This is a genomic window from Ulvibacterium sp., from assembly GCF_965228935.1.
Lineage (GTDB): Bacteria > Bacteroidota > Bacteroidia > Flavobacteriales > Flavobacteriaceae > Ulvibacterium.
This window is the reverse complement of the sequence record NZ_OZ245846.1, coordinates 2120177-2144669: the sequence shown is the minus strand read 5'-3', so window position 1 is coordinate 2144669 and position 24493 is coordinate 2120177. Positions and strand designations below refer to the sequence as shown.

The window sequence follows — 24493 nt, the reverse complement described above, 5'->3', positions numbered from 1 at the left end:
TTCTTCATAGACCCTTTTTCTAAATTCACAAGATTTTCTTTGCTCAGTGCTGAGACAAACAAAACATTGCCTCCCGATCGTTCAAACCAACTATTTTTCATTTCTACAATATCAAGCGGGACTAAACCAGCTAGGGGACCAAATCGTTTTCTTAAAAAATTTTCGTTCAATGGATTTTAGCCTCGATTTTCGAGATTTGGACTAAAGAGAAAATTATTGGTATTGATAAGTTCCATAAAATGAACGTTTCTAGGGAATCTACTCCTTCTGCCCTAAAAGTCTCATTATTTCGCCGATTTGTAATACAAAATCACCCTTTCTCAAAAAACAAAAAAATCTCCCTTCCTGTAATTTTTTGTTCCCTTCCGGCAACAAATAAGGAAACAAAAAAGTCATGAAAGCAAAAAGCAAGATTCTCGGAATTTCCATGACCCTGCAATGTATGCTCTTGGGAAGCGGCCTATTCTCCCAAATCGATACAAAGGTCAAGACCAAACTGGACAGCTACCTCTCCATCCAAAAGGAACGGATAGGCTTTAACGGCGTGGTCTTAATCGCCGATAAGGATGACGTGCTCTATCAGAAAGCAATCGGACAGGCCTCGTTCGAGCTTCAAATTCCGCTTGAAATGGATGCCAAGTTCAAAATCGCTTCGATCAGCAAATCCTTTACGGGCATGTTGTTGGTTTTGGCTGAAGAGGAAGGTAAAATTAGATTGGAAGATACCTTGGGGACATATTTCCCGGATCTAAAAATGGCCCCCGAATGGCAAAGGGTTACGCTGGGAGAGCTCGCCTCCCACACCTCCGGCGTTCCACACTGGAAAGGGTATAAGGACTACTGGCCGATACGATCGAGGATTCCGCTCGACACCGAACAGGTCCTGGCAGATGTATTTACAATGGAGCTTGTCGATGATCATGGTTTGTCGGCCCATTATTCCAGTCCAGCCTATTTTCTGTTGGCCGTGATCTTGGAAAGGACCTACAAAAGACCGTATGGACAACTATTCAAGGAAAAGATTGCAGACCCTTTGGAAATGCAAGGTTCCGGAGAGTACGACGGTATCGGGATTGTCCTGGGAATGGTCTCCGGCTACCATCTGCTCCCCAATGACAGTCTCGTCCTCGCCCCGTACCGGGACATGTCGACCATGAGGGGTGGGGGCCATCTGTACTCGACGGCCCATGACCTTTTGAAGTGGAACAGGAGCCTGCTGGGCAACGGTTTTTGGAAGGAATCCCTTTTGGAGCGTTATCTTGCACCGCTGACTGATGCCACATTTCCTAGTAACAATGACGCTAAATACGCTATGGGACAGTATGTACATTTCAAATCCCCTTCCAGGCCCATGGCCTATCAAGCGGCCGGGGGCACTTTCGGCTTTTCCTCGATTTCCGCTGTTTACCCCGAACAGGGGATGACCATAGTAATACTTGGCAATGCCTCCTTCTTGCCCATGAACGAGATCTGGGCCGATATGGAAAAGATAGTCTTCAAAAGGCCGTTCAAATTGCCCGAAATTTTCAAGGGCTCCCAGCTTTCCAAAAGGGAACTCAGTGCCTACTCGGGAACCTATAGGGCAGAGAACGGCATGGTAGTGAGGATGGATATATTTCAAGGAGATCTCTACGCAAAACTGGGGAACAACCCCCCGTTCAGGATTCTCCATGAAACGGACAATGTCTTCTATGGAACTAAGGCAAATGTCCGTTTTGAGTTCGTTGAACGCGTAGAGGGAATCGGTATCAGCGGGGTAATTGCCACGGGAAAGGGACGGACCCAACATTTCAAAAGACAATGATATGGGAATGGACAAGGAAGCCTTTCTCGATGCGGTGCACAGCAACCAAGGTCTGATCAACAAGCTGTGCCATATCTATAGGGATTCTAAGGAAGACCGTGAGGACTTGTTCCAAGAGATCGTCTATCAGCTATGGAAATCGCATCCCAAATTCCGTGGGCGTTCCAAGTTTACCACTTGGATGTACCGCATCGGACTCAATACCGCCATGGCATCTTTTCGTAAACCAAAGGTGATCTTATCCGGGACGGATAGGTTACCGGAGCCCACTAGGCCGGAAGGTGAGGAAAACCCGAACAGGGAAAGATTGTTCAAGGCAATAAGAACATTGGACGATGCGGAAAAGGCCATCGTCTCCATGTACCTGGACGGGTTCGACAATTCGGAAATGGCCGAGGTGATGGGCATCAGCAAAAACTACCTGGGGGTTCGACTCAACAGAATAAAGAACAAATTAAGAACCATTTTAAACCAATGATCATGGAACTGGAAGAATTAAAATCTGAATATCAGAATATTGATAAGGGCAAAAATAGGGAGGCCATGAGGAAAATGGGAAGTGCCAATCGACACCCTGTACTCAAAAGGATAAGGCTCCAACTGGTTCTCGAATCACTTGTATGGGCGATATTGCTGTCGGTCTACTACACGGGTTTCGATGGCCACCAAAAACCATGGTACTTGAACGCAGCCCTCATCGTATCCGTTCTGTTACTTCTATTGCACAATGTGCTGGGTTATCGTCTTGTACAATCCCCGATAAGCGGCTCGAGCGTGTCGGAATCCTTGAGGTGTTATGCGCAACGAGTCAAAAAATATGCCAGGATTTCCATAGCTGCCAGGGTCATTGCAATAACGGCCCTACTATCCTTTTTTGCTTTTTCCGTTGATTGGAACATGACAAAGATTGTCGCCAGCACCCTGTTTGTGGCAGTGCTATTTTTCGTACAGGTATTTTTCCTGCGGAAAGTATGGAAAGGGAGAATAGGCAAAATTGAAGGTCAAATCGATTCCCTGGAAACTTAGGATTTTACTGGCAAGCAGCTTTTTTAATGGATGGTCTTGAAAATCGAACGATTTTTGAAACCAGGAGGTTCACATATGATATTTTGATATTGAGTTGGTTAAGATACATGTTGGAGAATTATTTTGAAGAAACATGATAAGGATGAATCATAAATAATGACAACCAAATATCATTTAAATTGCTGATATTAATTGTTGGTTGTAATCATCAAGAATATTATTAGGTAGGGACTTTAAGTATATTTGAGTAGTATTCAACTTGCTATGCCCAAGCATTGCAGAAATTGCCTGTAACGGTACATCATTTAACATGGCTTGGGTAGCAAAACTGTGTCGGGATACATAAGTAGTCAATTTTTGCTCAATACCACACAATTCTCCAATTGTCTTTAGTCCTCTGTTATAACGTTGACGCTCCCAAGAAATTTCTCGTTCTTGGAGTTCTGGATTTTCTCTTTTAATAACAGGAAAAATATAATCGTCTTTCTCTTTACCCTTTACATATAAATTTAGAATCTCAGCTAATTGCTCCGTTATTTTAATATCATATAATTTTGAGGTTTTTCGTCTTCGGAATTTTATCCTACCATCTATTATGTTTTCCAGTTTGAGATAGCACATATCAGTAAAGTTCATTCCGTATAAGAGAAACGAGCAAATGAAATAGTTCCGATATCGGAACAAAACGACATCCCTGGGAACTTCTAGTTCAAGGATTTTTCTAATATCATCAATCTTTAGTGCTCGTTTTTCTGTCGGGGTTTGCCTGATTGAATAGTTTGCAAAAGGGTAAGCTTCTTTTTCAATTAATCCTGCCTTAATGCCTTTATTATAAATAGCCTTAATAGCTCTAAGATAAACTGAAAGACTATTGATACTATTTCCTTTAGCCAGATGATAACGTTCAAATTTTTTGATAAAATCGTAGTTAAGTTCATTGAATTTCAAATCCTTTCCTTTAGTAAAAGTTCTTAGTATAGAAATGATTCCTCTATAGCTCCTTGCTGTACCATACCGATGCGAAACTTTCAAGTCCTCGGCAAGTGATTCTCCGTACCTATAAAATGAATCGTAAGTATTATTTCGGGTTATTCTGTTTTTTACTTGTGTGATGGACATGTAATTGAGCTTCTCTTTATCGTAAAGTTGATTTATGATATCATTAGCTCTAGCCTCTTCTTTGAGAAGTAGCGTATTTAGTCTTGCAATAGATTCGACTCTTGTATAATTTCTTTTGATTTCACATTTTCTGGAATCCCAATATTTTTCTAATATTGAATATCCAGTAGAAATCGAAGTTGTTTTTCGCAGGTGGGTAAGGCGAAAAATGATAGGAAACGAACCATCTTTTTTTGCTCTTCTTGTATCCAATAAAAGGGTCAAATACGTCCTCATATACTTCAAGGTACTAAAAAAATTTGCAAACAATTTGCAAACAAATCCGTGAAATCAAACAATGCCATTTGATATCAAAATTAATTTAATTGTTTGACATACAGTTAATTATATAAAAAATTCTAATTTGAAGAACCCCGTCCAAAAGAGCTTCTAAGCAGACGGTCACAGGTTCGAATCCTGTCGCGATCACTTAAAGCGGAAAGTCCACCACTTTGTTGGTGGATTTTTGTTTTATGGAGCGTATAAAAGCCAAGGGCTTTGCAATACTCGGAATAAAACGAAAAAACAGCGGCGCTAGTCGGTGCCCTTTCCATTTTCATCAGGGGCCGCCATGGAAAACCAAAGGTAATCCTGTCGCGATCACGACACTCAGAAAACCACGCCCAAAAGCGTGGTTCCTTGTTTTAAGGAAAAACAGGACACAGTTCGGGTTTTGGATTGAAACAAGTGACTCGCGCGACAGCCCGGGCTTTCTATTTGCAATATTGAACGCCAAGGAAAACCGTAGGTAATCCTTCAGCGATCACGAATAAATCAACCAAACGTTGAAAACGAAGCTGAACAATAGACCAGGGCTCATTATAAAGCGTAAATCAATTGTGCAAGAAATACACCTTGACCTATACAAAAATGTCATCTGCATTGTTTAATGACCTTAAGGATGCTTGGATAGTAAAAGAGGTATTTTTTATGAAAAATGGGAGTATTCCCATAAGGCCTAAGAGCGGGAGAACAAATACATGATTTAACTTTTTGGTGTTCCCCATTACGTAGAAAAAGCAAAAGAGGCGTCAGTTATTTTAAATTATGCTCGGCATTCCATACCTGATCGTTCCTAAGTTGATGTTAATTCTTCGAAAAGAAACTCCGGGTGAGTTTTGTACTTTCTCCAATCTTGCAGAACATCTTTTTGAAGTTCAATAACCGATTCCTTTACTTCGTCTTCCAATTGTGGGAACCTTGGGTCATAAATGAAGTTGGTAAGATAGATCAGTAGGCTATGACAGCATGTGATCTGACCACTTATTATTAGGCATTTTAACTGTTCCTCAACCTTGTCCTCCTCAGTGAACCAAAGTGTAGTCCCAAAATCTGCCGCCTTCTCAGTGTAACTTGCAATTTTTTCACCCACTATTTTCTCGAAGGTTTTTTCCTTAAAATCAGGAATGTGTTCTGAAAGGAAATCAAGATTGTCCAAGTTTTTGCTTCTTTTAAATTCAAAATCCTCCTTTGTTAGCTGCCGCACTACACAAGTAGCCCTTCTGTTTTCATATTTTTTGTTTTCATAAAGACGTTCGTAATGCAATCTCCTTATTTGCTTTAGAAAGATTCCCGGCAATAGTAGTTTAAGTGAATTTATTCTATCCAAAAGCAGTAATTCCAATCTTTTGATCTTTGTATTTTTGTAATCAAAAGAAGACAACCTATCCCTAAAATATTTTGGGATTAGACATAAAATATAATTTATTGCATTCCGGTATAGTTTTGAAATAAGCTTATGCGCCAAATAGAAGATCCATGTAAACACTACTCCCATCCCTGTAAGTGCTATGCCAATACCCAAAATTGTAGAATTTATAAATTGACTATGCAGCATTAGGGAAATTCCCAATACATAAATCGAAAGTATAAAGATTAAGGTAATACGTCGAATCCTGGCAATACTGCCGAATAAATCAACAATGGTTTTTTCCCGTATCCCTCCGGATCTTTCAATGGAAAAATCAAAATCGGTTATATAGGGGGAGGATACGTCCGAAATCAAAATCAAATCAAAAGGCCTTACCCCTTTATTGTCTTCATAATCCTCTATGCCCGTTATTCCTTGATTATCATATATTCCACCATCCATTAGGCCGACAGCTTCACGATAGCCCTTTTTAAGTTTGACTGCCTTGTAAGCTTCAGTATCCGAAGCGAGAAAATCCTCTGGCATTGCAATCGGCTCAAAACCTCCTGAAAAAGCGGAAGACGCCTCAATTACATCTCCCAATCGAAATTCGCTATAAATGTTTTTGCCCAACTGCAATCCGTCACTACCGAAAAATATTCTCCCCTCTCCTGTTTGGAATCTATATCTTAAGCCTCTATTGAACTCCGTAGAGTTAAAGCAGACAAATTCCAAGTGACCATTTTTCAAAGATTTTAAATCCGAAATTGTTGCTCCGTCCAAAAGAGTTTCATCATATAGTTCAGAAAAAGCGTTAATTAGATTTCTTCTTTTATATTGGTGTTTCCATGTACCATTTTCATTTAATTTTTTCAACCCTTTCTTCACCAAATCTGTATGGGAGAGCCAGTCCTTTAGCTCATTAAAAATTACTTCAAAAGCTTTTTGACGTTGTATCTGAAGTGTATAGTATACTCCTGTAATGGTTCCGCCGGAAACAGTGGAAATTGCTTTTACGTTCTTCAGTACCGTTGAAGCACCAAATTTTTTGGAATTTAGATAGGAAAGGGTACCTAGTTGAAAAGAAGCCGCTCGGTAACCTCCTCCTGACAAACATACCGCAATGCGGTTAAGAGGATTGGAAGGCAGTTTGTTACGGGTAGGCATTTTTGAAAGGTCTATCTTGGCTATTGGAAAGCTTTAAAATGGTATTTACTAGGCATCCAAAAAGTCCGATGCCTCCCTCCTATCTTCTCTTGAAGGTCTTGCATTATAGTCGAAAATACCCATTTTAGCATAGAATCCAGTTATAATTTCAGGATTAAACTTACCTCTTGCATTGCCGAGGGCATCCCCAAGTGTGTTCCTACTCATAATGTTTCTTGCCGCGTAAATGACCGATCGGGAATCCTTGAATACATCCTTGTTAATTTCATCCGACATAAAAACCTGAAAAGGTTCGGGAGTTAATTTATCGGAGTTGTCCGCCATATACTTTTTCACTTTCTCGGCGGCCTCTATGATTTTTGAATAGTTTTCAAAATTAAACTCCCCCGGCCCGGGAAGCACCTTCAAAATGTTCGGGGAACTTATTCCAATGCCATTTATTTCGTACTCTACCTTTGCCAATCCTAACTCTGCGGAGGCGGCGATTGCACCAAAATTAAAACTAGCGTTTGATTGTATATCACTTACCTTTAATACAACCCTAAGTCCCGCGCCCCAACGGGTACCATAGATTTTTCCCCCAACAGGCGTGGTCACGATCTTTTCGGTATACAGCATGGCTTCGTAACTAAGAATAAATGATTTGTAACTCCCAGAAATGGAACCAATACCAACTCCCAGTTCAGCGGCAGTTTCAATGTTAATGGTATTTTGTATCACATTAAATTGGGCAAAAGGATTATCATCCTTTGAAAGGGCAACAGGTTTTAACTTTTCAGCATTTTCTTCAAATGATAAGGCATAAAAAGTACCATTGTCCTTTAATAACGGATTAATAGGAAACCAGTTTAAATTAGCCATGATTTTAGTTTTTTGATTAGAAAATTGTTTGTCGCGTTATTTGAATTGCATTCATATGATATTGGACAACCTTATCCCTTCCTTCCCTAGTCATCAAAATGTTCTTACATTCCTCTTCATTATCCATGAAAAAATTCTCGGTCAAGATTGCAGGCATTCTTGTTCTCGTTAGAACGTAGAATCTTCTTTCTTTATCCAAGTCTCCATCCGTAAAATCCGTACGTAGCTTTCTATCCGGAAATGTCCTAAGATACGCTTCACCAAAAACTGTGGCTATCCTATCACTTTTGGTGTTGCCCGGAGAAGTAAAAATCTCGGAGCCATGACCTCCGCCGGCATTGGAATGTACACTTAAATAGAAACTATTTCTTGGTGAATATTGGTTGGCCCTATTAATCCGGGTCTCTAATCGAACGTCTCGATACTCCGGGGCTATATTAACATAAGGTATTCTAAATTTGGTCAGCTCTTGAATAATCCCATTAACAATAGCTCTATTGAATTCTCCCTCAAAAAGTTGGGTCCCATCATTCCAAAGCGGACTTCTTTTACCCGCAGTCTGATATATCCCATTAACCAGGCCACCGTGGCCGTTATCCAATAATACTATCACCTGTTCTAAATTATAAAGTTTAAAGTTTACTATAAGGCTCCACAAAACTGTGTGGATCCCGAAAAGCTGTTACCGGACCATAACCTTACGATTCCCGATTGGGAATAGTATCCATAGGGCGCATTGGTGGTCCCGGCACTGTTGGAGTACAGGTGTGTTGCCGTGGAAAATCCCTGGCCCAATGGCATATACCTGGTAACATTGTTTCCCGTACCTTGTGCCGTGCAAGCTGCCGAGGCAGTGCTTCCAAATCCAAGGGATACTGAAGTGGTAGTGGATGCATTATAGTTCCTAAAATTTCGAAGGGAGTTTTTGGATCCTTTGTAGGCCGGATCAAATAGCGAATCCGTAGATTCGGTAATGCACTCCTCGAGGCTAGACTGGCCTCCGGGAATTTCGTTGGCCACATCGGACAGTTTAAAACTGTAATTATTCGGTACTGCCATTATATAAGTGTTTCAATGAGTTTTTCCAATTTTCTCAGTCTGGCCTCCAACTCTGAATTCTTGGCCACCAATAAATCAATATAGGCCACGGATTTATTGCCTTCATCATCCGTTCTGACAAACTCTGGATGTCTTTTTTCAAGTTCTTGGGCAATTACGCCATATCTTTGACCCTTATTCTTATCCTCCTTCATTTTAAACTTCCTCCAGCGAACCGCCAAATTTTCAACATTTATATCCTCAACATCTTCTTTTAATCTTTCATCCGAATTAAGAATAAAATTGGAGGCGTAAATAACATCCTTAAAGTATCCTCTACCATTACTTGCGTTCAGAAATATTCGGGCATTACCGTCAGCCGCAATATATAGGCCCCAACCGGCCGGATTAGTTCCTAAATCCGTTGAGTTCAAAAAACTTGCCGAGGAATTCGAATAGCCGATACCATACATATTACCTAAAGTTTCCTGGCCAGGTACATAATTAGAGCCTATTACGTATATTGGATTCGTTTTTGTACTATTCACACCAATATTGTTATAAGAGCCCTCTAGATAACCAGTGTTATGGGCGCTTCTCAAAAAAGCACCGCTTATCTTAACGTCCCCAGCACTATTGGCCAAAAATTTGCTGCCACTTGAACCTACTTGCAATTGATTGTCCGTTCTCAGAATGGAAGAAGCACAATAAATACCAGATGTAAAATGGTTCGAAGGGTTCAATCGGAGCCATGAATCTGAAAACTGGAACATCCTTTTGTCATCTCCGTAATAATAGGTTCCTCCAGCATAGAATTCGCTGGCATATACTTTGGCGTTGGCCGCTGTATTCTGTCTTGTGGTGTCGGCATTGAAATAAAAGGCATTGGTGGAATCATTATACGCGATATAGTCATTGTTTGAAGCCCCATCGCCGTTAAATTGAAGATAGTTGCCACCAAACCTGGTACCAGCACTACCATCATTGCGAACAAAAACGCTCAATTCTCCTGCTTTTGCAAGTCTATGCCACGTTTTACCATTCATACAGCGAAAGTAAACCAGACCATTATTATTGTTTTGAACATACCATTGTACTCCTCTATTAGCAGTATCTCCTCCGGCAGTTGTCCAGATATAACCAGCAGAACTTGCTGGGTGATTTGCCCCGTTTCCTTGTGAAAATCTACTCTCACCTACTACAAGAACCGTGTTTAAATCAAGATTTGACTGGTATGCATTTCCATTATAAAGAGAATTTCCAAAGTTTGTAGGTCTTTGTTTTCCATTCCATAAATCCGTATCCAAGCCACTACCAAGGCCATCATTTCCAGAATGCCAAACCGTATGTGAACTACCATTATCGTTGAATTCCAATTCCCCGTTCCTCCTGATGATAATATGGGAATCCTGGCCGTCACTTGAACTACTGTTCCCAAAAATGGCACTGGCCCCATCATTTAGCGAAACATAGGCCGAAGTCTGAATGGACGGGCCGGAGACAGCGTCCCGGGCCACCGAGAAGAACTTTTGTGCAGTAGCCGGGTCGGGCACAATGGAGATATTGCCGTTTGTCGTCTCATCCTGATCCTTGCTCAAAAAATTACCGGGATCCCTGGCATCCAAGGCCGCCTGGAGGCCGGCGATATTGGCTATAGGGATATCATTGGGCAGATCCGCCCCGTTCAACGTTATGCTCCCGCCGGACAACAAACTGAAAGTATAGGTGCCGTCGCCATTATCGGTAATTCCAACAACCGCATCCTCTTCCTCTATGTTCAAAAAGCTATCGATCAAATCAATGAACTGTGCCTCGGTGGGGTAATCGCCCGTTTCAAAATAGGTCTTCAGCGTTACATTATCTCTTTTCATACTTAATAAATTACCAATTATGTTCTTTTACAACCATGTTACTTTGAAATGACATGATGACTTTTTCGGCTTGACTATGAAAATACCCCCGACCCTGCATTGCACTCCAAGGTCAGTTTTCAACTGTTTAGGTTTTCTTTTGGCCAGTCCCATTTTTCTCAATCCCATACTTTTGGGCTATTTTTTGGCTCACTTTCCGAATATCACCAATAGAAATATGGTCTCCCTTACTTTTAATTTCTTCATTTACCAAAAAAATAAGCTCCAAGGTAGGTACATCAAAATTTCCGCCTATAGAGCGCAGAGCGGCAGAAAGCAATTCAAAATTTTCGTTTTTCATTCCTTTACAACAAATTATGTTATCACTGTTTCATATGGTTGGTAGAATTTCCTTAAATGCAATCCGGTTCAAAAGTTGACCGTGAACCCATCTGTGATTGCGTTAATTTTTCTAGCATCACCTCCAATTTTCCTAATCTTTTTTCGAGACGGTTTATTTGCCTGTCCTTTTCGGCCATCTTTGCAATTAAAAGATCGGTATACTTTACGGCCTTAAAACCTGTTTGGTCATCGGTTTCTACCAAATGGGGTGCTTCTTTTTCCAACTCCTGGGCTATGACCCCGTATCTTTTTCCTTCCCTACCCTTTAACTTAAACTCCTTGTATTCTACCTCTATGGTATCGTTAAGAGGCCGTATATCTTCCTTTAGTCTTCTATCGGAAGAAAGAATGAAATTATCGGCCCTAACATTGTTGTTGAACTCGGCCTCTCCATTTGTTTTCAACAGCAAAAAACAGTCCGTTCCTTCTTGATTGACCAAATACAGATTGCTATTGGAACTTGACCCATAACCAATATAACCCCTATCCGATCCATCTTGCTTCTCAAAACGGGCGTAGCAAGCAGTATTTGCATTGTTGCTTGACGCCCTGATAGAAAGTACTTGCGCGCTTCTTCCATAAATCAAAAAGTTTTGATCACTAATACAATGACCGGTGGTAATTCTTAATCTGTCCTGAGAGCTCCCCGATCGAGACAACATCAAATCCTCGTCATAACTTCTAACCAATCCTGAGTCTACCTGTATACCCTTGTTAAAGTAAAAAGTAGGCCTATCGGTAACAATATGTCCAAAACCTCCATTCTGACTTCCAATATCCACATAACCAGAAGGTGTTGTAATTCTGAGCGAATGATTTGCCCCGCCATGCAATCGCCTGTTAGCATTGCTTAGGAAGAGGTTCGCAACATATACACTAGCATTTGCAGAAGTATTTTGCCTAGTAGTATCGGCATTGAAATAAAAAGCATTGGTGGAGTCGTTAAACGCAATGTAATCGTTATTGGAGCTTCCATCACCGGACCATTGTAGGTATACGTTATCAAAACCCTTTCCAGAGGTGCCAACAGTCTTTAAAAGTCCGTTAGGGTCAAAGTTACTGTCATGCCAAACCTTGCGCCAAGGCGACCATGAACCGGTATACAATGCCCTAAACCATATTTCCGGGGAACCGTCATTATAGGTGTAATATTGTTGGGTAACCCCTGCCGACCTTTGTACGATCAGCGATCCTGCTCTCAGGTCTGGGGGGTAATTAAATCCACTTGCAGCATCCGCATTAGTCGATTGGTAATAGAATCCTGCTGTTTGATAGGTATTCAAATCTTGGCCGCCCGCCAGTTCAGGTGCCGCTGATGGAAACAAACCATTATCATTTCCCGAGTGCCAAACTATATGTGTACTACCATTGTCGTTGAATTCCAATTCCCCGTTCCTCCTGATGATAATATGGGAATCCTGGCCGTCACTTGAACTACTGTTCCCAAAAATGGCACTGGCCCCATCATTCAGGGAAACGTAGGCCGAAGTCTGAATGGACGGGCCGGAGACAGCGTCCCGGGCCACCGAGAAGAACTTTTGCGCGGTAGCGGGGTCGGGCACAATGGAAATACTACCGTTTGTCGTCTCATCCTGATCCTTGCTCAAAAAATTACTGGGATCCCTGGCATCCAAGGCCGCCTGGAGGCCGGCGATATTGGCAATGGGGATATCATTGGGCAGATCCGCCCCGTTCAGCGTGATGCTCCCGCCGGACAACAAACTGAAGGTATAGGTACCATCCCCATTATCGGTAATTCCCGTAACGGCATCCTTTTCCTCTATATTCAAAAAGCTATCGATCAAATCGATGAACTGTGCCTCGGTAGGGTAATCGCCCGTTTCAAAATAGGTTTTTAGCGTTACATTATTTCTTTTCATTGTTTTAATTTTTTATATTCTCAATCCAACTTTACATCAATTATTGGTAGCGGAAGGTACCGTCAATATGTACTCTTCCCGGCTTACCAATCCTGCCGTATTCTCCACGATTATTTTAAAATGGTGAAAAACATTCTCCCCATCCGCATTCACCATTGACAAGATATTAGTCCCCAAGGAAGTCTGTTCCAATGGAAGGGTTATAGTGACATCATTGGAAGTGATTTCATGTATTCTGGCCCATTGCCCGGATGTGTTCATCTTGTAGACGTAATATGTCGCTTTATAGGAGGTTTTATCCCAGAACAACACCACATTCCGCAATTCTTCGGAATTGGCGCTAAGATTGCCCGTATAACTTGCCTGAGGGGCCAAGGGGTTCCTATTTTCAACAATAGTGGTAACTGTTAGCTTGGACGATTCCGAAGGCATAAATTCCTTTAGGATAACATTGCTATCATCCTTATCGGGATATTCTATTTCCCTAGATACCATTACCTTATAGAACAAGGGATCACCAAACGGAACTTCTGCTAAATCCTGAAAATCGTCGTTTATTTTCCATATGTTCTCCGAGAGCACTCCAAGGGTTTCCAAGTTTATCTCTTTGACCAACTTCATACTCCTTATACTGAGGGCATTCGAAGCGTTTAAGGCCCGGTACAGTACTAACTTCTTAATATTCTCTATCCTTGGATAGGCATTTATGGACACTTCCATCTGTGGAGGAATACCCAAGAGCGTGTTCTCCAAAACAGGTACAAGTTGTCTAATGGCCGGTTGTTTGGGCGGATTTGTATTTACTAGCTTAACAGGGCCTAAAACAGGACTGAAGTCGCTCATCTTTAGGGTATTACTCAACTCCCTTACCGAATAGAAATACAAGTTGTTGGAGGTACCGTCCAAAGTAAAATCCGTAAACTGTACTTCATTGGTTCCGGTTATTTTGGCCATGGGGGCTATGTTAAATTCCGATGTGCCCGGCGGCGTAGGAGGTAAAAGGGCGCCATTCCTATCACGGATTACCTGTTTTTTGGGGATAGGTTCATAATTCCCGGAATTCATATATTCATAGATCAAGGGGACTTCCGTCAAGGGTACAAAGATTTGTAGGACGGCCTGCCGTATTTGATCCACCATATTCCCGGGATCGATACTTCCGGGTGTTTCACCTATAGCAAACAAAGTTGGATTGTCCGGATTCGGCAAACGATAGCCTTCCACCGTTTCTGGATAGATACCAAAAAGTCCGTCTGTTTGGAAGGAATCCTGAGGATAATCATAATCGAACCCCAACAAGTTTTGCCAGCGATTGGCCAAGAAAGAAGCATCCGACGATGCGATTTCCTGTTTTACCACAGTAACCGTAGCAGCCGTATAAAGCGCGTTCAAAATAGCATCGTCATCCGCCCTATAATACAATATGCCATGTGGGGTATGATCAAATTGCGTTGTTAGAGTGTAAGTCGCCTTGCCAAAACTGTCCGGACGGGTAGTGTACAATGAACCTATGGGTTGTTGGGGTACCAAAGGCAGGACCACTTCCTGGGCGTACATTACCGTGGGTACCGCTATTCTGGAAAAATAGGACTTGGCGTTGTTTACGCTTCTAAAACCAAAACAGCTATATTTTATCCTTTCCCCGATATTAGGAAGAATCTTGTCCTCCGTAATACCTGCGGCAGCATTGGCATATAGGTAAATGCGGTATCCCGGATAAAAATTCACCTGAACCGAACCGCCAATCTGTATCTCTTCATTATCCGGGGTACCAAAACTATTGTCCGTAAAGTGAACCACCAAGGCAGTACCGGTCCCTATGTTCTCAATTTTGAAAACCTCAAGGTTCCTTCGTTCCCCATTGGGATTACTGACAGTATGTAAACGTACAATACCTTTGTGCCATTGCACGGGATTAGCTCCTGAAAACTGAGGATGGTCCGCCAATATGGCGGAACCAAAGGTCGCTTTATATTGCCCGCGATGTTCCGTTTCGGTAACCATGATTTCATTGGTTTCCGGATCACGAACCACTGTTTTGGGTTGTTCTACCTTTTCTATAGTAGCATTGTCCCATATCCCTCTGGTTTTTTGGAGGTATTCCTCAATATTACCATCAGGGTCAAGTTGGGTAATTACTTCCCTATGAATCGGCCAATTGTCACCGATCTGCACTTTTAAGGGATGGGGATTGGGCATACCCCAACTTCCTATATTCTGCAGGTTTTCCACGGCCAGGAACATTCCATCTGTCTTGACTTGTGGAGCTTTAAGATCTTCCAACGGATTTGGGGTATTGCCGTCCTGCAGCTTGTCCGAAACCTTTTTCTTATATACCGTGAAGGTAGGTGTATCCTCATTACCGGTTACTTGGTGGATTATATATTCCTCCTCTTCCAATACCAAGACACCCCCAACAAAATTATCCATTTGTCCGTTAGCTATTGTTGGGGATACATCTTGGCCCGTACTATCCAAAGTGTAAGGGCCTGTGGTGATTTCCGACAGGATTTCATTGCTGGCATGATCCGTTATGTCGACGGCCCTACCGGTTACGTTCAAGGGCATGGAATCCCTAAAATACATCTCGATTTCATCGGCAAAAACCTCTTGGCTATCCGGAAAAATGGCATTGGCATCCAAAGGATCGGTGGCACCATTTAGGGTCTTATCCGTAACCTTATAGGATATCATGTCCTGTTCCGTGTGAAAGTTGAACATTAACCGTACCAAGGTCTTGTCCAATCCCATAATATTGGTAAGCAACTGCTGTTCATTGGCCGTTGTCAATAATAAGGGACTCTCCTCAATAATCAATAACGCACTCCTATCGGAGGGGGGTTTTAAGGTATTGGTCGGGTCAATGACCGTGGTAAGGGTGTGCTCTTGTACGCTCCTGCGTATTCTAGAAAACCAATTGATTCCGTAGGAGCTATAGACATGCTCACCATTTTCCGTTTCTCGATGTACAAAAATGGGGGTACCTTCATCTGGAATGGGCAAAGGCACGGTTTCATTGTAGGGCGTTTGTCCAGAAGGGGCCGCATTTACATAATCAGGGGTATTAGGCAGTTCCGGTCTTCTCCAATCGCTTTCCCCGGTCTTTTTGTATTCGATTCCTGCAAAAACGGGGAAGGTTTCCAACGCCGTATTGAACTCTATGTTAGTATTATAAAAACCGGTGTCCAGTGATAAATCCTGTGGTTCCTCCGCATAAAGGGTTACAAAGCGGGCCTTCCCGTCAAAAGAATACCCGTCGGCATTGGTCAAGGACGCTGTTGCTTCCCCTATTCCACTATTCTGGAATACCCCTGGTACCGGAGGCCTTAAATCTACCGAAGTCGGTAATTTCTCGTCAGTTCTAGAGGTTGGCATGCTGATATAGCGATGTTCCGTGTTTTCGGATACCAATTGTCCGTCAACCAGGCTAACAGCCGTTTGATAAACCGCCATATAAACAAAGGTGTCAGGGCCCTGAACCACGGCATCCACATCAAGATAACCTAGTCCCAGCATCCTAGCGACGTGGAAATCCAAGGAAGCCTGCTGTAATAGTAGCAGGTTGGACAGTTCAAAGTTGTTTTCTTCTGCCGTGGCCCCATCCGGAAGGACATCATCAAAAGAAAAAGCCTCCACTGCCGTGGGGTTGTCCCCAGCATTACTTAAAGCTACATAGTCCTGTACCGTTTGTTTTATACTACTTAGGGTACTTGGGTTCTGTTGGTTCCACTTGTTCTGGTAGTTCTGAAGGTTTACCAAGGCATCGTCATTGTATCTGGGCCAGGTGCCATCCACCGATCCGGTTACAGGTTCCAATCGGCCAAAGACCTCCGCGTCCGTTTCGGATAGTGAAAATTGGCCCAACTCCGTCCAACCCGTTCCATTTTCTATGGTATCGGACAGTACACTGTACAATTCAATGGCAAGGGCTGTCAGCTGACAATTGGTAGCTCTAAATCGGAACCCCTTTCCATTTTCGGTCACCAACCTTGCGTTGGACAAAGCAGTCCCCATGAACGTTTTGCGGACGGTAATCCGTTTCTCCCCGATTCCACTCCCCTCTACCGAAAGAATTTCCGTTTCCATCTTGGCCGCCGTAGCGGTAGAACTGGATGTAAGCCCAAGAGCAAAAAACAAATCCGATGATGTCCGCAATTCCAGGATTTCCGTTCCATAATTTTGAAGGAACTGTAAGGATTGGGTAAACGGGTCGTAGGCTCCCCGTACGGTAGCATACTGCGACTTGTTTCTAAAATAGAGATAGAATGTATGGCTCCCTACTTGGTAAATCCATAAAGCGTTACGGTTTTCAACGGCCTTTGGAGGTTGTGAGAAATCCAGAATGATGGCCGATGGGTTATACGGTGCCCTGTATAGGGTCACAAAATCATTGGGTTTGTTATAGTTGGCCGTACTGCTGGCCAGATTACCTTTGGGCAAATGGTTGATCAAATCTTGTTTTAAGAGCCAACGTAGGTGAATCCCCGGTACGCTACCATCATTACCCGTGGAGCCAGCGGATTGGAGATATAAATGTGGAGATTGATCCTTAATTGCAGGAGGGTCGATTATGCAAATAACATTTTCCGTAAACGGTAAATCGTTTAACGAAACGGTATAAATTGTATTAGAAATATTTGTCGCCCTTAAACTTCCCGGATCATCAACGATTGATATTGGAACAGTACTAAAAATCAAAGAGATATTCCCAGAAACATTTCCGTCAAAACAACTTTGTGAAAAATTGAGATTATTTGATAATACCCCAACTGTTCCAAAGAAATTGTTTGAACCACTATTGGAACTTAAATAAAAGCTATTATTTCCTATTCCAATTGGCGTATAAATAATATTGCTTCCCGAACTGGACAAAATAGTAAACTCTATGTAATCAAAGGATTCGAGGTCAATTAACCATGATATCTTGTTGTCAAAATCTCCATGTACTATTCCAGCGGCAGTCAAAAATACCTCGGAAACAAATCTGGTCACCTCAAATCTTTTACAAGTAGCTTGAGTAGGATTGGTTAAATCAGTCGGAATTTTGTATAGCAGAAGTTCTGTATCGCTAGGATCTGGTCCTGTTTTGATTGATCCCAAAATATAGTAGAATCCATTGATTACTTCAAAACCGAAAAAACCAGAGCTAATATTGTTGGCTGGGATGTCATTTTTGGAAATTTCTATTCTTTTTTTATTTAGGATAGAAAGATTAAAATCTATTTTTACTATAGATACCAATGATATTATGTCTGAAGTTTGATATGCGTCCCATCCAACTATGACAATCTGATTACTCTCAATCTTAGCGTACCAAATATCAGCTACGATAAAGAGCATATCGATTTGATTTACCACATCTCCATTTCCATCAATTTTTAATATGATACTTCTATCGGTTATAACAAAAATTGTGTTGTCGTCATATACTACAAAACGATTTCTATTGATTCCTGCAGGATTTGACAAGGTGTTATTACCATATTCTTTTGACCAAATCAAGTTCCCATCAGGAGAAATTCTAAGTATGGCAAAACCCCTGGCATTCAAGGTAATTCTAACGGCAACTAACAAATCGCTATTGGATAACTTAACAGTATCCAAAATTTCATATACATCGATTTGTTTGCTCCAGACAACATTGCCCAATAAGTCGGTCTTCACTATCCCGCTTGCCCCATTATCCAATCGACCATAAAAAACGAGCTCACTACTAAACTCATTCATATGTGCATTGGAAAGAGATACGGTCTGACCGTTCCAACTAAAAGAATATTCCTTTTGAAAACTCATATCCCAAATATGTTTAAATTCTCCACTAACACGGTATCCTCTATTTCGTAGGTAGTTCCATTCCATAATAAATATTGGAAACGTATCCGTAAAGCAGTATTGGTAATCTTTTTGTTGTTGCGCATGATAAGCACCTGGGCCCTGTCCTTGGAATGCAGTATTTTGTAATTCCCATCTACCTGGTCATTGGCATTGTTTAGGATCTGAATACTCGTTTCCAGATTTGATTCCAAGGTCTTGGGGTCGTTAAACGTTTCCGGATTACGTATCCACAGGACAATGGTATCCCCAGTATTTTGATCCACCACCGCATTGAATTCCGTGGTTTCGGCGACTGGCAAGGGGGTTAGGCCCCAAAGGCCCTCGACCACCCGGTCAAAACGGTCGGTAAAACGATTTCTGAGGGCCAGATTCGCTGCATCCGGACTGTTTTCATTCGCAATGGAATCAATAATGTTTAGCGAGGTATCGATGTCAGCGGCAGAAAGTGATATTGGAATCCTAAAGATCGCCTCTCCGGTATTTCCATCGCCATCATTCAACTGATAGCTATTTATTTGCTCGGTAAAATTGGCATAACGGGACGTCTTAAAGACATAGTTATGCACCTCGGTAACCGTACCTTGATGTACATTATTCACCAAAGCCGTATATAGTTTTTGTGGCTTTAGGTTCGTAAGCCTTATAGTGCGCTTCTTGGTTTTCGGCCGAACGGCTTCTCCTCCCGTAGCTACACAGGAAGCGGATGAACCCACCAAGTTGTTCCAAAATTTTACATGTTCCGGCACCAAGGGTTCGGTATCATCTTCCCAAACTTCCTCCGTATTCGGTATAGTGGTCTCATCGAAGTCCACGGGTAGCGGATAGGGTATTAAAATGTCCTTTACCGGGTCTTTGATAATCACCTTCATTTCGGAAACAATTTCGGCAAACCCATTTTTGGCCTCCCAGGTGTTGAACATATGGTAGGTCTGCGGACGTACAAAGAACAGTTGCAATTTGGCCTGTTGGTTGGCATAAAAGAGCGGTTTAGACGCCAACAGATTTCCATCAGCATTGGGGTAGGAACGGCCATAGTCTATGTAATCCGTGAGATTGGCCAAAGGAAACCGCTCCGGGGCGATTAAATTCCCGTTACCGTCTCTATTGGTTTCCCCCGTAGTAGGGTTCAGCCCATAGGAAACCCCATTGGCATTATGGAAATGTCCAATAGGTCCAGCGGTACGGAAACCGTAATAATAATGATAGTCCGCGGAACTTCCGCCTTCATCATTATCCACGGTATCCCTGAGGCACAAATGCATATAGTATTTGGTATCGGGACGCCAGATAGGGGCTATAACCTTTGAGACGCTCTGTTCCGCCAATTCAAAATCCTCTTGAATTGCGGGTTGGGCAGGTATGGTCAAATTGAATTCATAATCGACCTCGGACAGCCAACATACCTCATGTACCAAGGTGGTACAACTTGTGTACGCATCCAGACTTTCGAGTACCGAATCGAGCATGCCCACACAAAATGAAGTGCCTATCTGCATTTGTCCGATACCCCCGGTAAGTTGTTCGCCAAGCACATTGGCGGCACAACCGGTTTCTATAAGACCAATGATTTCCTGTTGTATGGCCGATTCTTCCGAAGCATCACCGGATCCTATCAATTCCGTTTCACCGCCAGTGGTCGCGGCATAAGCTTCATAAGCCTCATTGCCTAATGTTTCCAACCTGCTGTTAAGAACGTTAATACGTTCCAAATTTAGAAAATCGGGTTGTACGATGACTCTACTAATACTCTGATCCGCATTTTCGTAGTTCACCTCTTGCGCCAGCTCTGCTCGAGTCTTGTATACCTCATCCACCAATTGATACTGTACGGTAAGGGAGGCGTCATTGATGATGGATTTATAAAAGGAAAGGGTAGCACCTTCCGCCGTTGTGGATAACTTGAGTTTAATAACCCGAGAGGGATTGGGTACTCGAATCTCCACGGACATAAAATTGAAGATCTTAAGGGATCTGGCAAATCCAAAAGTATTGGAATCGGCGGCTACCGTGGCATTGTAGTTATCCCCCAAATTTTCCACAAATATTGGTCCGCGTACCCAGAAGGCCAAACGACCTGTGGTAAAGAAATTCTCTTGGTTGGCAATGGAAGCATCATTCTCGGCTAAATCTGTACTGGCCAAATAGGTAATCCCTAGGTCTTTTTTCAGCCAATTGGCACATTCCGGTTCCAAGGGCGATGCCTCACAGAACAATGATGTGGCCGTAATCCCCAATTGCTCCGGTATGTACCAGCCCGGTTCTCCCAATTGGATAAAAGAGAACGGTGAGTCTCCCAATAATCGTAAAGCGTTATACTCTTTCCCCGGTTTCTGCCAATGGCCCAATTTTAGATTGGCGGTATTTACCCCGCTATCCACGGCATCGGGTAGCAAGGCCTCATAGGGATTATAATCGACCCAAGTACTTCCGGTCCATGCCTTGATTTCAATATCCTCTATGGAATATTCATGTTTAACCTGACGTACTTCCTTACCCCGTATGGTTTTTTGAGGGGGAATCAATTCGACATTGCCTACGGGTGGATTATTGATACTTCCGGTTTTATTGGAAACCGCCGTAGGATCCAATGCCTTTCCAAATTTTATGTCAATATAGGTGTCCAAGGGTAAGACCGTATTATTGAATTTGTTGTTATTGGCAGAAGGAACATAGTTTGGATCCGTAATATTGGTATTCAACTGTGCCAAATCAAAGGCATCCCCGGTAAGCATATGTACGCCTTTGGCCAATTCCAACACCTCTTCTTGGGCAATGGGTGGAATTGGTGTACGGTCTATGACCCGCGATTTCTCCCATTTCAGGGATACCTTGCCACAGAATCTGATCTTTACAAAAAGAATCCTCACCTTAACGCAAAGCCGAAACTCGCCATAGATTAAATAAGGCCTGGCCGCCTCTGCACCTAATAAGAGGTCTAAACCGATATAGATACTGAGAACCTTGATGTCAACCAGTGCTTCTCCGCCCACGGCAAAATAACCTCCCAATTGGGGACGTTCGAAACTGATGAACCCTCCCATTTCAATGTAGGCATAGGCCCTGACTCGAACCGGGCCATATTTCTTGTCGAACTCGAATTCTGCACGGGCCCCGGCCTCGATACCTTTGGCGGATAACTGTAAATAGAGCTGCGCTGTTATAAGGCTAACTACCCTTGCAGTAATCGGATCCTGTTTGGTACCAATGTTCACATAGAATGCCGAAGGGTTGTTGAAAAAGAAACCGGCCTCTACCTTTGCACGGATCTCCAAAAGGTCTCCACTATTGCCGGGCAGCTTAAAATCGGCCCCTAGACCTGCTTCGATGGAGTTATCGCCAATGGCCAAGAATGCAAAGAACGGGGGCTCGTCCGTATCGTCTAATCCCAATTGCTTGCTCAGGATGTTGGCCTTCCCTTCAATAAAGAACAAACTGGGTATGGACAGCAAAAGAAAGACCCGGAAGTTAATGATCGAATCATTGCCATAGGTAGCAATCGCCGCACCTGCACCCAGTGAAAATGGATTTTTATAGTCTATGGTCTGTGCGGGGCCACTGAATTTTTGAATGTTGATACCACGTTCAGGATACACATAATAATCATACCAACTGTCCACACCGGAGGTAAGTCCCACAGCTTCCTTTTCGGCGACATAGCGCATGCCCAGAAGCCCTCGGAACCCAAAAACCCCCAGCCCTGTAGCCGCCAATGGTATGGGGGTCGGAATCTCAACACGTGCATCCAAAATAAATGCCGGATATTTGGGATCCACCCGCATCTCCACGCTTCCGCTGATACCAACCTTGGGCAATTTTAAGGACACCCCACCGGAATATTCCGTAGATACCCCTGGTTCCGGTATGGATACATATCCATTGATGATGGCCGTAGCCGAGTCGGGAGAAGCATTCCCTGGAATAATGAGGTCCACCTCAATGGTACTGATACGAATGTAGGAATGACCGGGCTTGCCATTGGCCGGGTCATCATCTACCGTATAGCAATATTTTACGCCGTTGCCCCTAACATCAACGCCCAAGGGATCTACATTTAGGGCCCCATCAAAGCCCCAGCACTTGTATTCCCGCTGAACGCCGTTATATTCCTGTTGGTGGGAAGTGAAATTAAGGTTGGTAATACTCATGTTTACCGGGCCCAAACACAGCCCAAAATTTGTAGGTAACGGAATACCGCCACCAACAATTTCAAAGTTGCCATTGCTATAGATACGTACGTTAGGCAAGGCAATTCGGGTAGGTGTCCCATTCTCTGCACAGAGCAGTTTGCTCATGATCGGGTTGGTAAATTCGATGTCCGCCGTGGTACCGATAAAGAAATCCCCATCTTCCTGGCCAAGTTCTACGCCCTGGATATAGATTTTGAGTACTTCCGGGATTTCTATGGGCGTAAAGCCGTCCTGTTCGGAGGCCGTTAACAGAAAATCCCCATCAGAGTCCAAGTGGCCTTGGATATCTATTTCGGCATCATTGCCCAATTCATCCTTTAGTTTGGGAATCTTCAACCGACCCACAATACTGGAGAACACCACCTTATTCCGGTCAAAATTGATATTATAGGCCGAAAAACCCACCTCAAAGCCATTGGTGCCTACCGTTTTAACCAATAAGGGGTCACTGGTACCATCAATGACCTCCAAAGCCATACGCCCGGAAAAGCCACCCGTACCCACCAAGATATCATAACCCGCCAATCGAGCGGTCGTATTTGGGTTGTTTTCGTTGTTATCGAACCATTTTTTGGGTAAGGTAATCGAAGCGGTTTGGGCGTATACTCCCTTGAACTCTGGTCCATAGCCATAAGCATCGGCTTCGGGGATATTTGTATCGTCCTTTAAATCGAGTTTTAAATTCGTAACTTCAATAATAAGACCTGTATTCCCTATTTGAGAGGGGGTCAACGTAAAAGAACTTGTGTTGTTAAATTCAAATCCTGTACTGGTATCAAAAAGTAGATTCCCGACATCAAAAGTTAAAGTTGATTTAATATCTCCTTCAATAACATCAAGGGTATTTGGATCTATAGGTTTTAACCAAGTTCTAGGAAATTCAAGAGCAAGAGACAAACTGTCTAATGAAGCTTTAGACTTTGGGACAAATAAGCTAGACAATGTATTTAAACTGAATTGTCCCAAGGAAGCGGAAAAGAGACTTTCTAACTTAAAAGTAATTGTCCCGAACTGATCATTAGAGACAAAATAATCCTGAAATATTACCTCGGTTACATTGTAGTCATTCCCGTTTGAATTTAGTTGATTTATTATATCCTCAACTATTAGCAGATTGTCATCAAAAGCAGGCCTGGTTATTGGAGTTGTTGGATTATTTTTCGTGTTGAAATCGTCGATAAAAGCCTGATAAGAATCTTGGGAGTTTACTTCTCCAAGTTCTTCATAAAAAATGTTTATTAGATTTAATAAAAGTAGCGGTTCTTCTGTTCCGCTAATCATAAATAGCAGATCATAAAACGAACGAAAAGAGAAATCGAACTTGGCAACCTCGAAATTTTCGATATATTTTTTAATTGGCCAATACCAAGAAAGTGTTAATGGGAATTCGGAAGGATTACCCTGAACAAAACTGGGATTTAAAACAAGTTGCAACTCGTTGGCAGAATCAATGCCGATGGCAATTTTGGACTCACTAACTAGAGTAATTTGGTGTAAAATCTCATTGGAATAGTACGCCCTTGAAGTATGAAAATCCCTAAAATAGAGTTTCGAAAAGATTGACTCAACCCCTCCTACTAAAAAGCTCAAGCTTTCTGGCAGTTGATCCGGTGAAATTAGTACAGATAATGGAGGGAGGTATCTAGGCATAACAA

At 42.6% G+C, this 24493-nt stretch carries 13 protein-coding genes; 3 read left to right on the top strand and 10 right to left on the bottom strand.

Annotated elements, in window-relative coordinates:
• The first annotated feature begins 394 nt into the window (after positions 1-394).
• The 3 genes from ACO06Y_RS08940 to ACO06Y_RS08930 are packed head-to-tail and all read left to right on the top strand — an operon-like array spanning position 395 to position 2830.
• The gene (locus ACO06Y_RS08940) at positions 395-1804 is read left to right on the top strand and encodes a serine hydrolase domain-containing protein (protein ID WP_422083499.1); all 1410 of its coding nucleotides are present in this window, start codon (positions 395-397) and stop codon (positions 1802-1804) included.
• Position 1805: 1 nt separating this feature from the next.
• Positions 1806-2282: an RNA polymerase sigma factor gene (locus ACO06Y_RS08935; protein ID WP_422083498.1), complete on the top strand. Its 477-nt coding sequence runs from the start codon at positions 1806-1808 to the stop codon at positions 2280-2282.
• 2 nt (positions 2283-2284) lie between these two features.
• Positions 2285-2830, top strand: coding sequence for a hypothetical protein (locus tag ACO06Y_RS08930; RefSeq protein ID WP_422083497.1), 546 nt, complete (start codon positions 2285-2287; stop codon positions 2828-2830).
• A gap of 174 nt (positions 2831-3004) precedes the next feature.
• On the opposite strand, the gene ACO06Y_RS08925 is transcribed toward ACO06Y_RS08930, so the two are convergent.
• The 10 genes from ACO06Y_RS08925 to ACO06Y_RS08880 form a co-directional block, all read right to left on the bottom strand.
• Positions 3005-4225: a phage integrase SAM-like domain-containing protein gene (locus ACO06Y_RS08925; RefSeq protein ID WP_422083496.1), complete on the bottom strand. Its 1221-nt coding sequence runs from the start codon at positions 4223-4225 to the stop codon at positions 3005-3007.
• 838 nt (positions 4226-5063) lie between these two features.
• Positions 5064-6785, bottom strand: coding sequence for a patatin-like phospholipase family protein (locus tag ACO06Y_RS08920; protein WP_422083495.1), 1722 nt, complete (start codon positions 6783-6785; stop codon positions 5064-5066).
• Positions 6786-6833: 48 nt separating this feature from the next.
• A complete protein-coding gene (locus ACO06Y_RS08915; RefSeq protein ID WP_422083494.1) occupies positions 6834-7646 on the bottom strand; it encodes a hypothetical protein in 813 nt (270 codons plus the stop codon).
• A gap of 16 nt (positions 7647-7662) precedes the next feature.
• Entirely contained in the window at positions 7663-8259 is a 597-nt protein-coding gene (locus ACO06Y_RS08910; RefSeq protein ID WP_422083493.1) for an N-acetylmuramoyl-L-alanine amidase, read from the bottom strand.
• Between the two features lie 29 nt (positions 8260-8288).
• Positions 8289-8705: a hypothetical protein gene (locus tag ACO06Y_RS08905; protein WP_422083492.1), complete on the bottom strand. Its 417-nt coding sequence runs from the start codon at positions 8703-8705 to the stop codon at positions 8289-8291.
• On the bottom strand, positions 8705-10555 hold the full coding sequence (locus tag ACO06Y_RS08900) for a pyocin knob domain-containing S74 family peptidase (protein WP_422083491.1): 1851 nt from the start codon (positions 10553-10555) through the stop codon (positions 8705-8707). Before ACO06Y_RS08900 ends, ACO06Y_RS08905 begins: the two co-directional genes overlap by 1 nt.
• 127 nt (positions 10556-10682) lie before the next feature.
• On the bottom strand, positions 10683-10895 hold the full coding sequence (locus ACO06Y_RS08895) for a hypothetical protein (protein ID WP_422083490.1): 213 nt from the start codon (positions 10893-10895) through the stop codon (positions 10683-10685).
• A gap of 52 nt (positions 10896-10947) precedes the next feature.
• Complete coding sequence (locus ACO06Y_RS08890; protein ID WP_422083489.1) at positions 10948-12816, bottom strand: pyocin knob domain-containing S74 family peptidase; 1869 nt, start codon at positions 12814-12816, stop codon at positions 10948-10950.
• A gap of 36 nt (positions 12817-12852) precedes the next feature.
• Entirely contained in the window at positions 12853-18609 is a 5757-nt protein-coding gene (locus tag ACO06Y_RS08885) for a hypothetical protein (protein WP_422083488.1), read from the bottom strand.
• Positions 18606-24488 carry a hypothetical protein gene (locus tag ACO06Y_RS08880; RefSeq protein ID WP_422083487.1) on the bottom strand — a complete coding sequence of 1961 codons (5883 nt, stop codon included), beginning with the start codon at positions 24486-24488 and terminating at the stop codon, positions 18606-18608. Before ACO06Y_RS08880 ends, ACO06Y_RS08885 begins: the two co-directional genes overlap by 4 nt.
• Positions 24489-24493: the final 5 nt, after the last annotated feature.

Coding starts and splice junctions, on each gene's coding strand:
- ACO06Y_RS08915 (WP_422083494.1), bottom strand. CDS start 7,646: ATGGCTAATTTAAACTGGTTTCCTATTAATCCGTTATTAAAGGACAAT.
- ACO06Y_RS08880 (WP_422083487.1), bottom strand. CDS start 24,488: ATGCCTAGATACCTCCCTCCATTATCTGTACTAATTTCACCGGATCAA.
- ACO06Y_RS08885 (WP_422083488.1), bottom strand. CDS start 18,609: ATGAGTTTTCAAAAGGAATATTCTTTTAGTTGGAACGGTCAGACCGTA.
- ACO06Y_RS08890 (WP_422083489.1), bottom strand. CDS start 12,816: ATGAAAAGAAATAATGTAACGCTAAAAACCTATTTTGAAACGGGCGAT.
- ACO06Y_RS08920 (WP_422083495.1), bottom strand. CDS start 6,785: ATGCCTACCCGTAACAAACTGCCTTCCAATCCTCTTAACCGCATTGCG.
- ACO06Y_RS08930 (WP_422083497.1), top strand. CDS start 2,285: ATGGAACTGGAAGAATTAAAATCTGAATATCAGAATATTGATAAGGGC.
- ACO06Y_RS08935 (WP_422083498.1), top strand. CDS start 1,806: ATGGGAATGGACAAGGAAGCCTTTCTCGATGCGGTGCACAGCAACCAA.
- ACO06Y_RS08940 (WP_422083499.1), top strand. CDS start 395: ATGAAAGCAAAAAGCAAGATTCTCGGAATTTCCATGACCCTGCAATGT.
- ACO06Y_RS08900 (WP_422083491.1), bottom strand. CDS start 10,555: ATGAAAAGAGATAATGTAACGCTGAAGACCTATTTTGAAACGGGCGAT.
- ACO06Y_RS08925 (WP_422083496.1), bottom strand. CDS start 4,225: ATGAGGACGTATTTGACCCTTTTATTGGATACAAGAAGAGCAAAAAAA.
- ACO06Y_RS08905 (WP_422083492.1), bottom strand. CDS start 8,705: ATGGCAGTACCGAATAATTACAGTTTTAAACTGTCCGATGTGGCCAAC.
- ACO06Y_RS08895 (WP_422083490.1), bottom strand. CDS start 10,895: ATGAAAAACGAAAATTTTGAATTGCTTTCTGCCGCTCTGCGCTCTATA.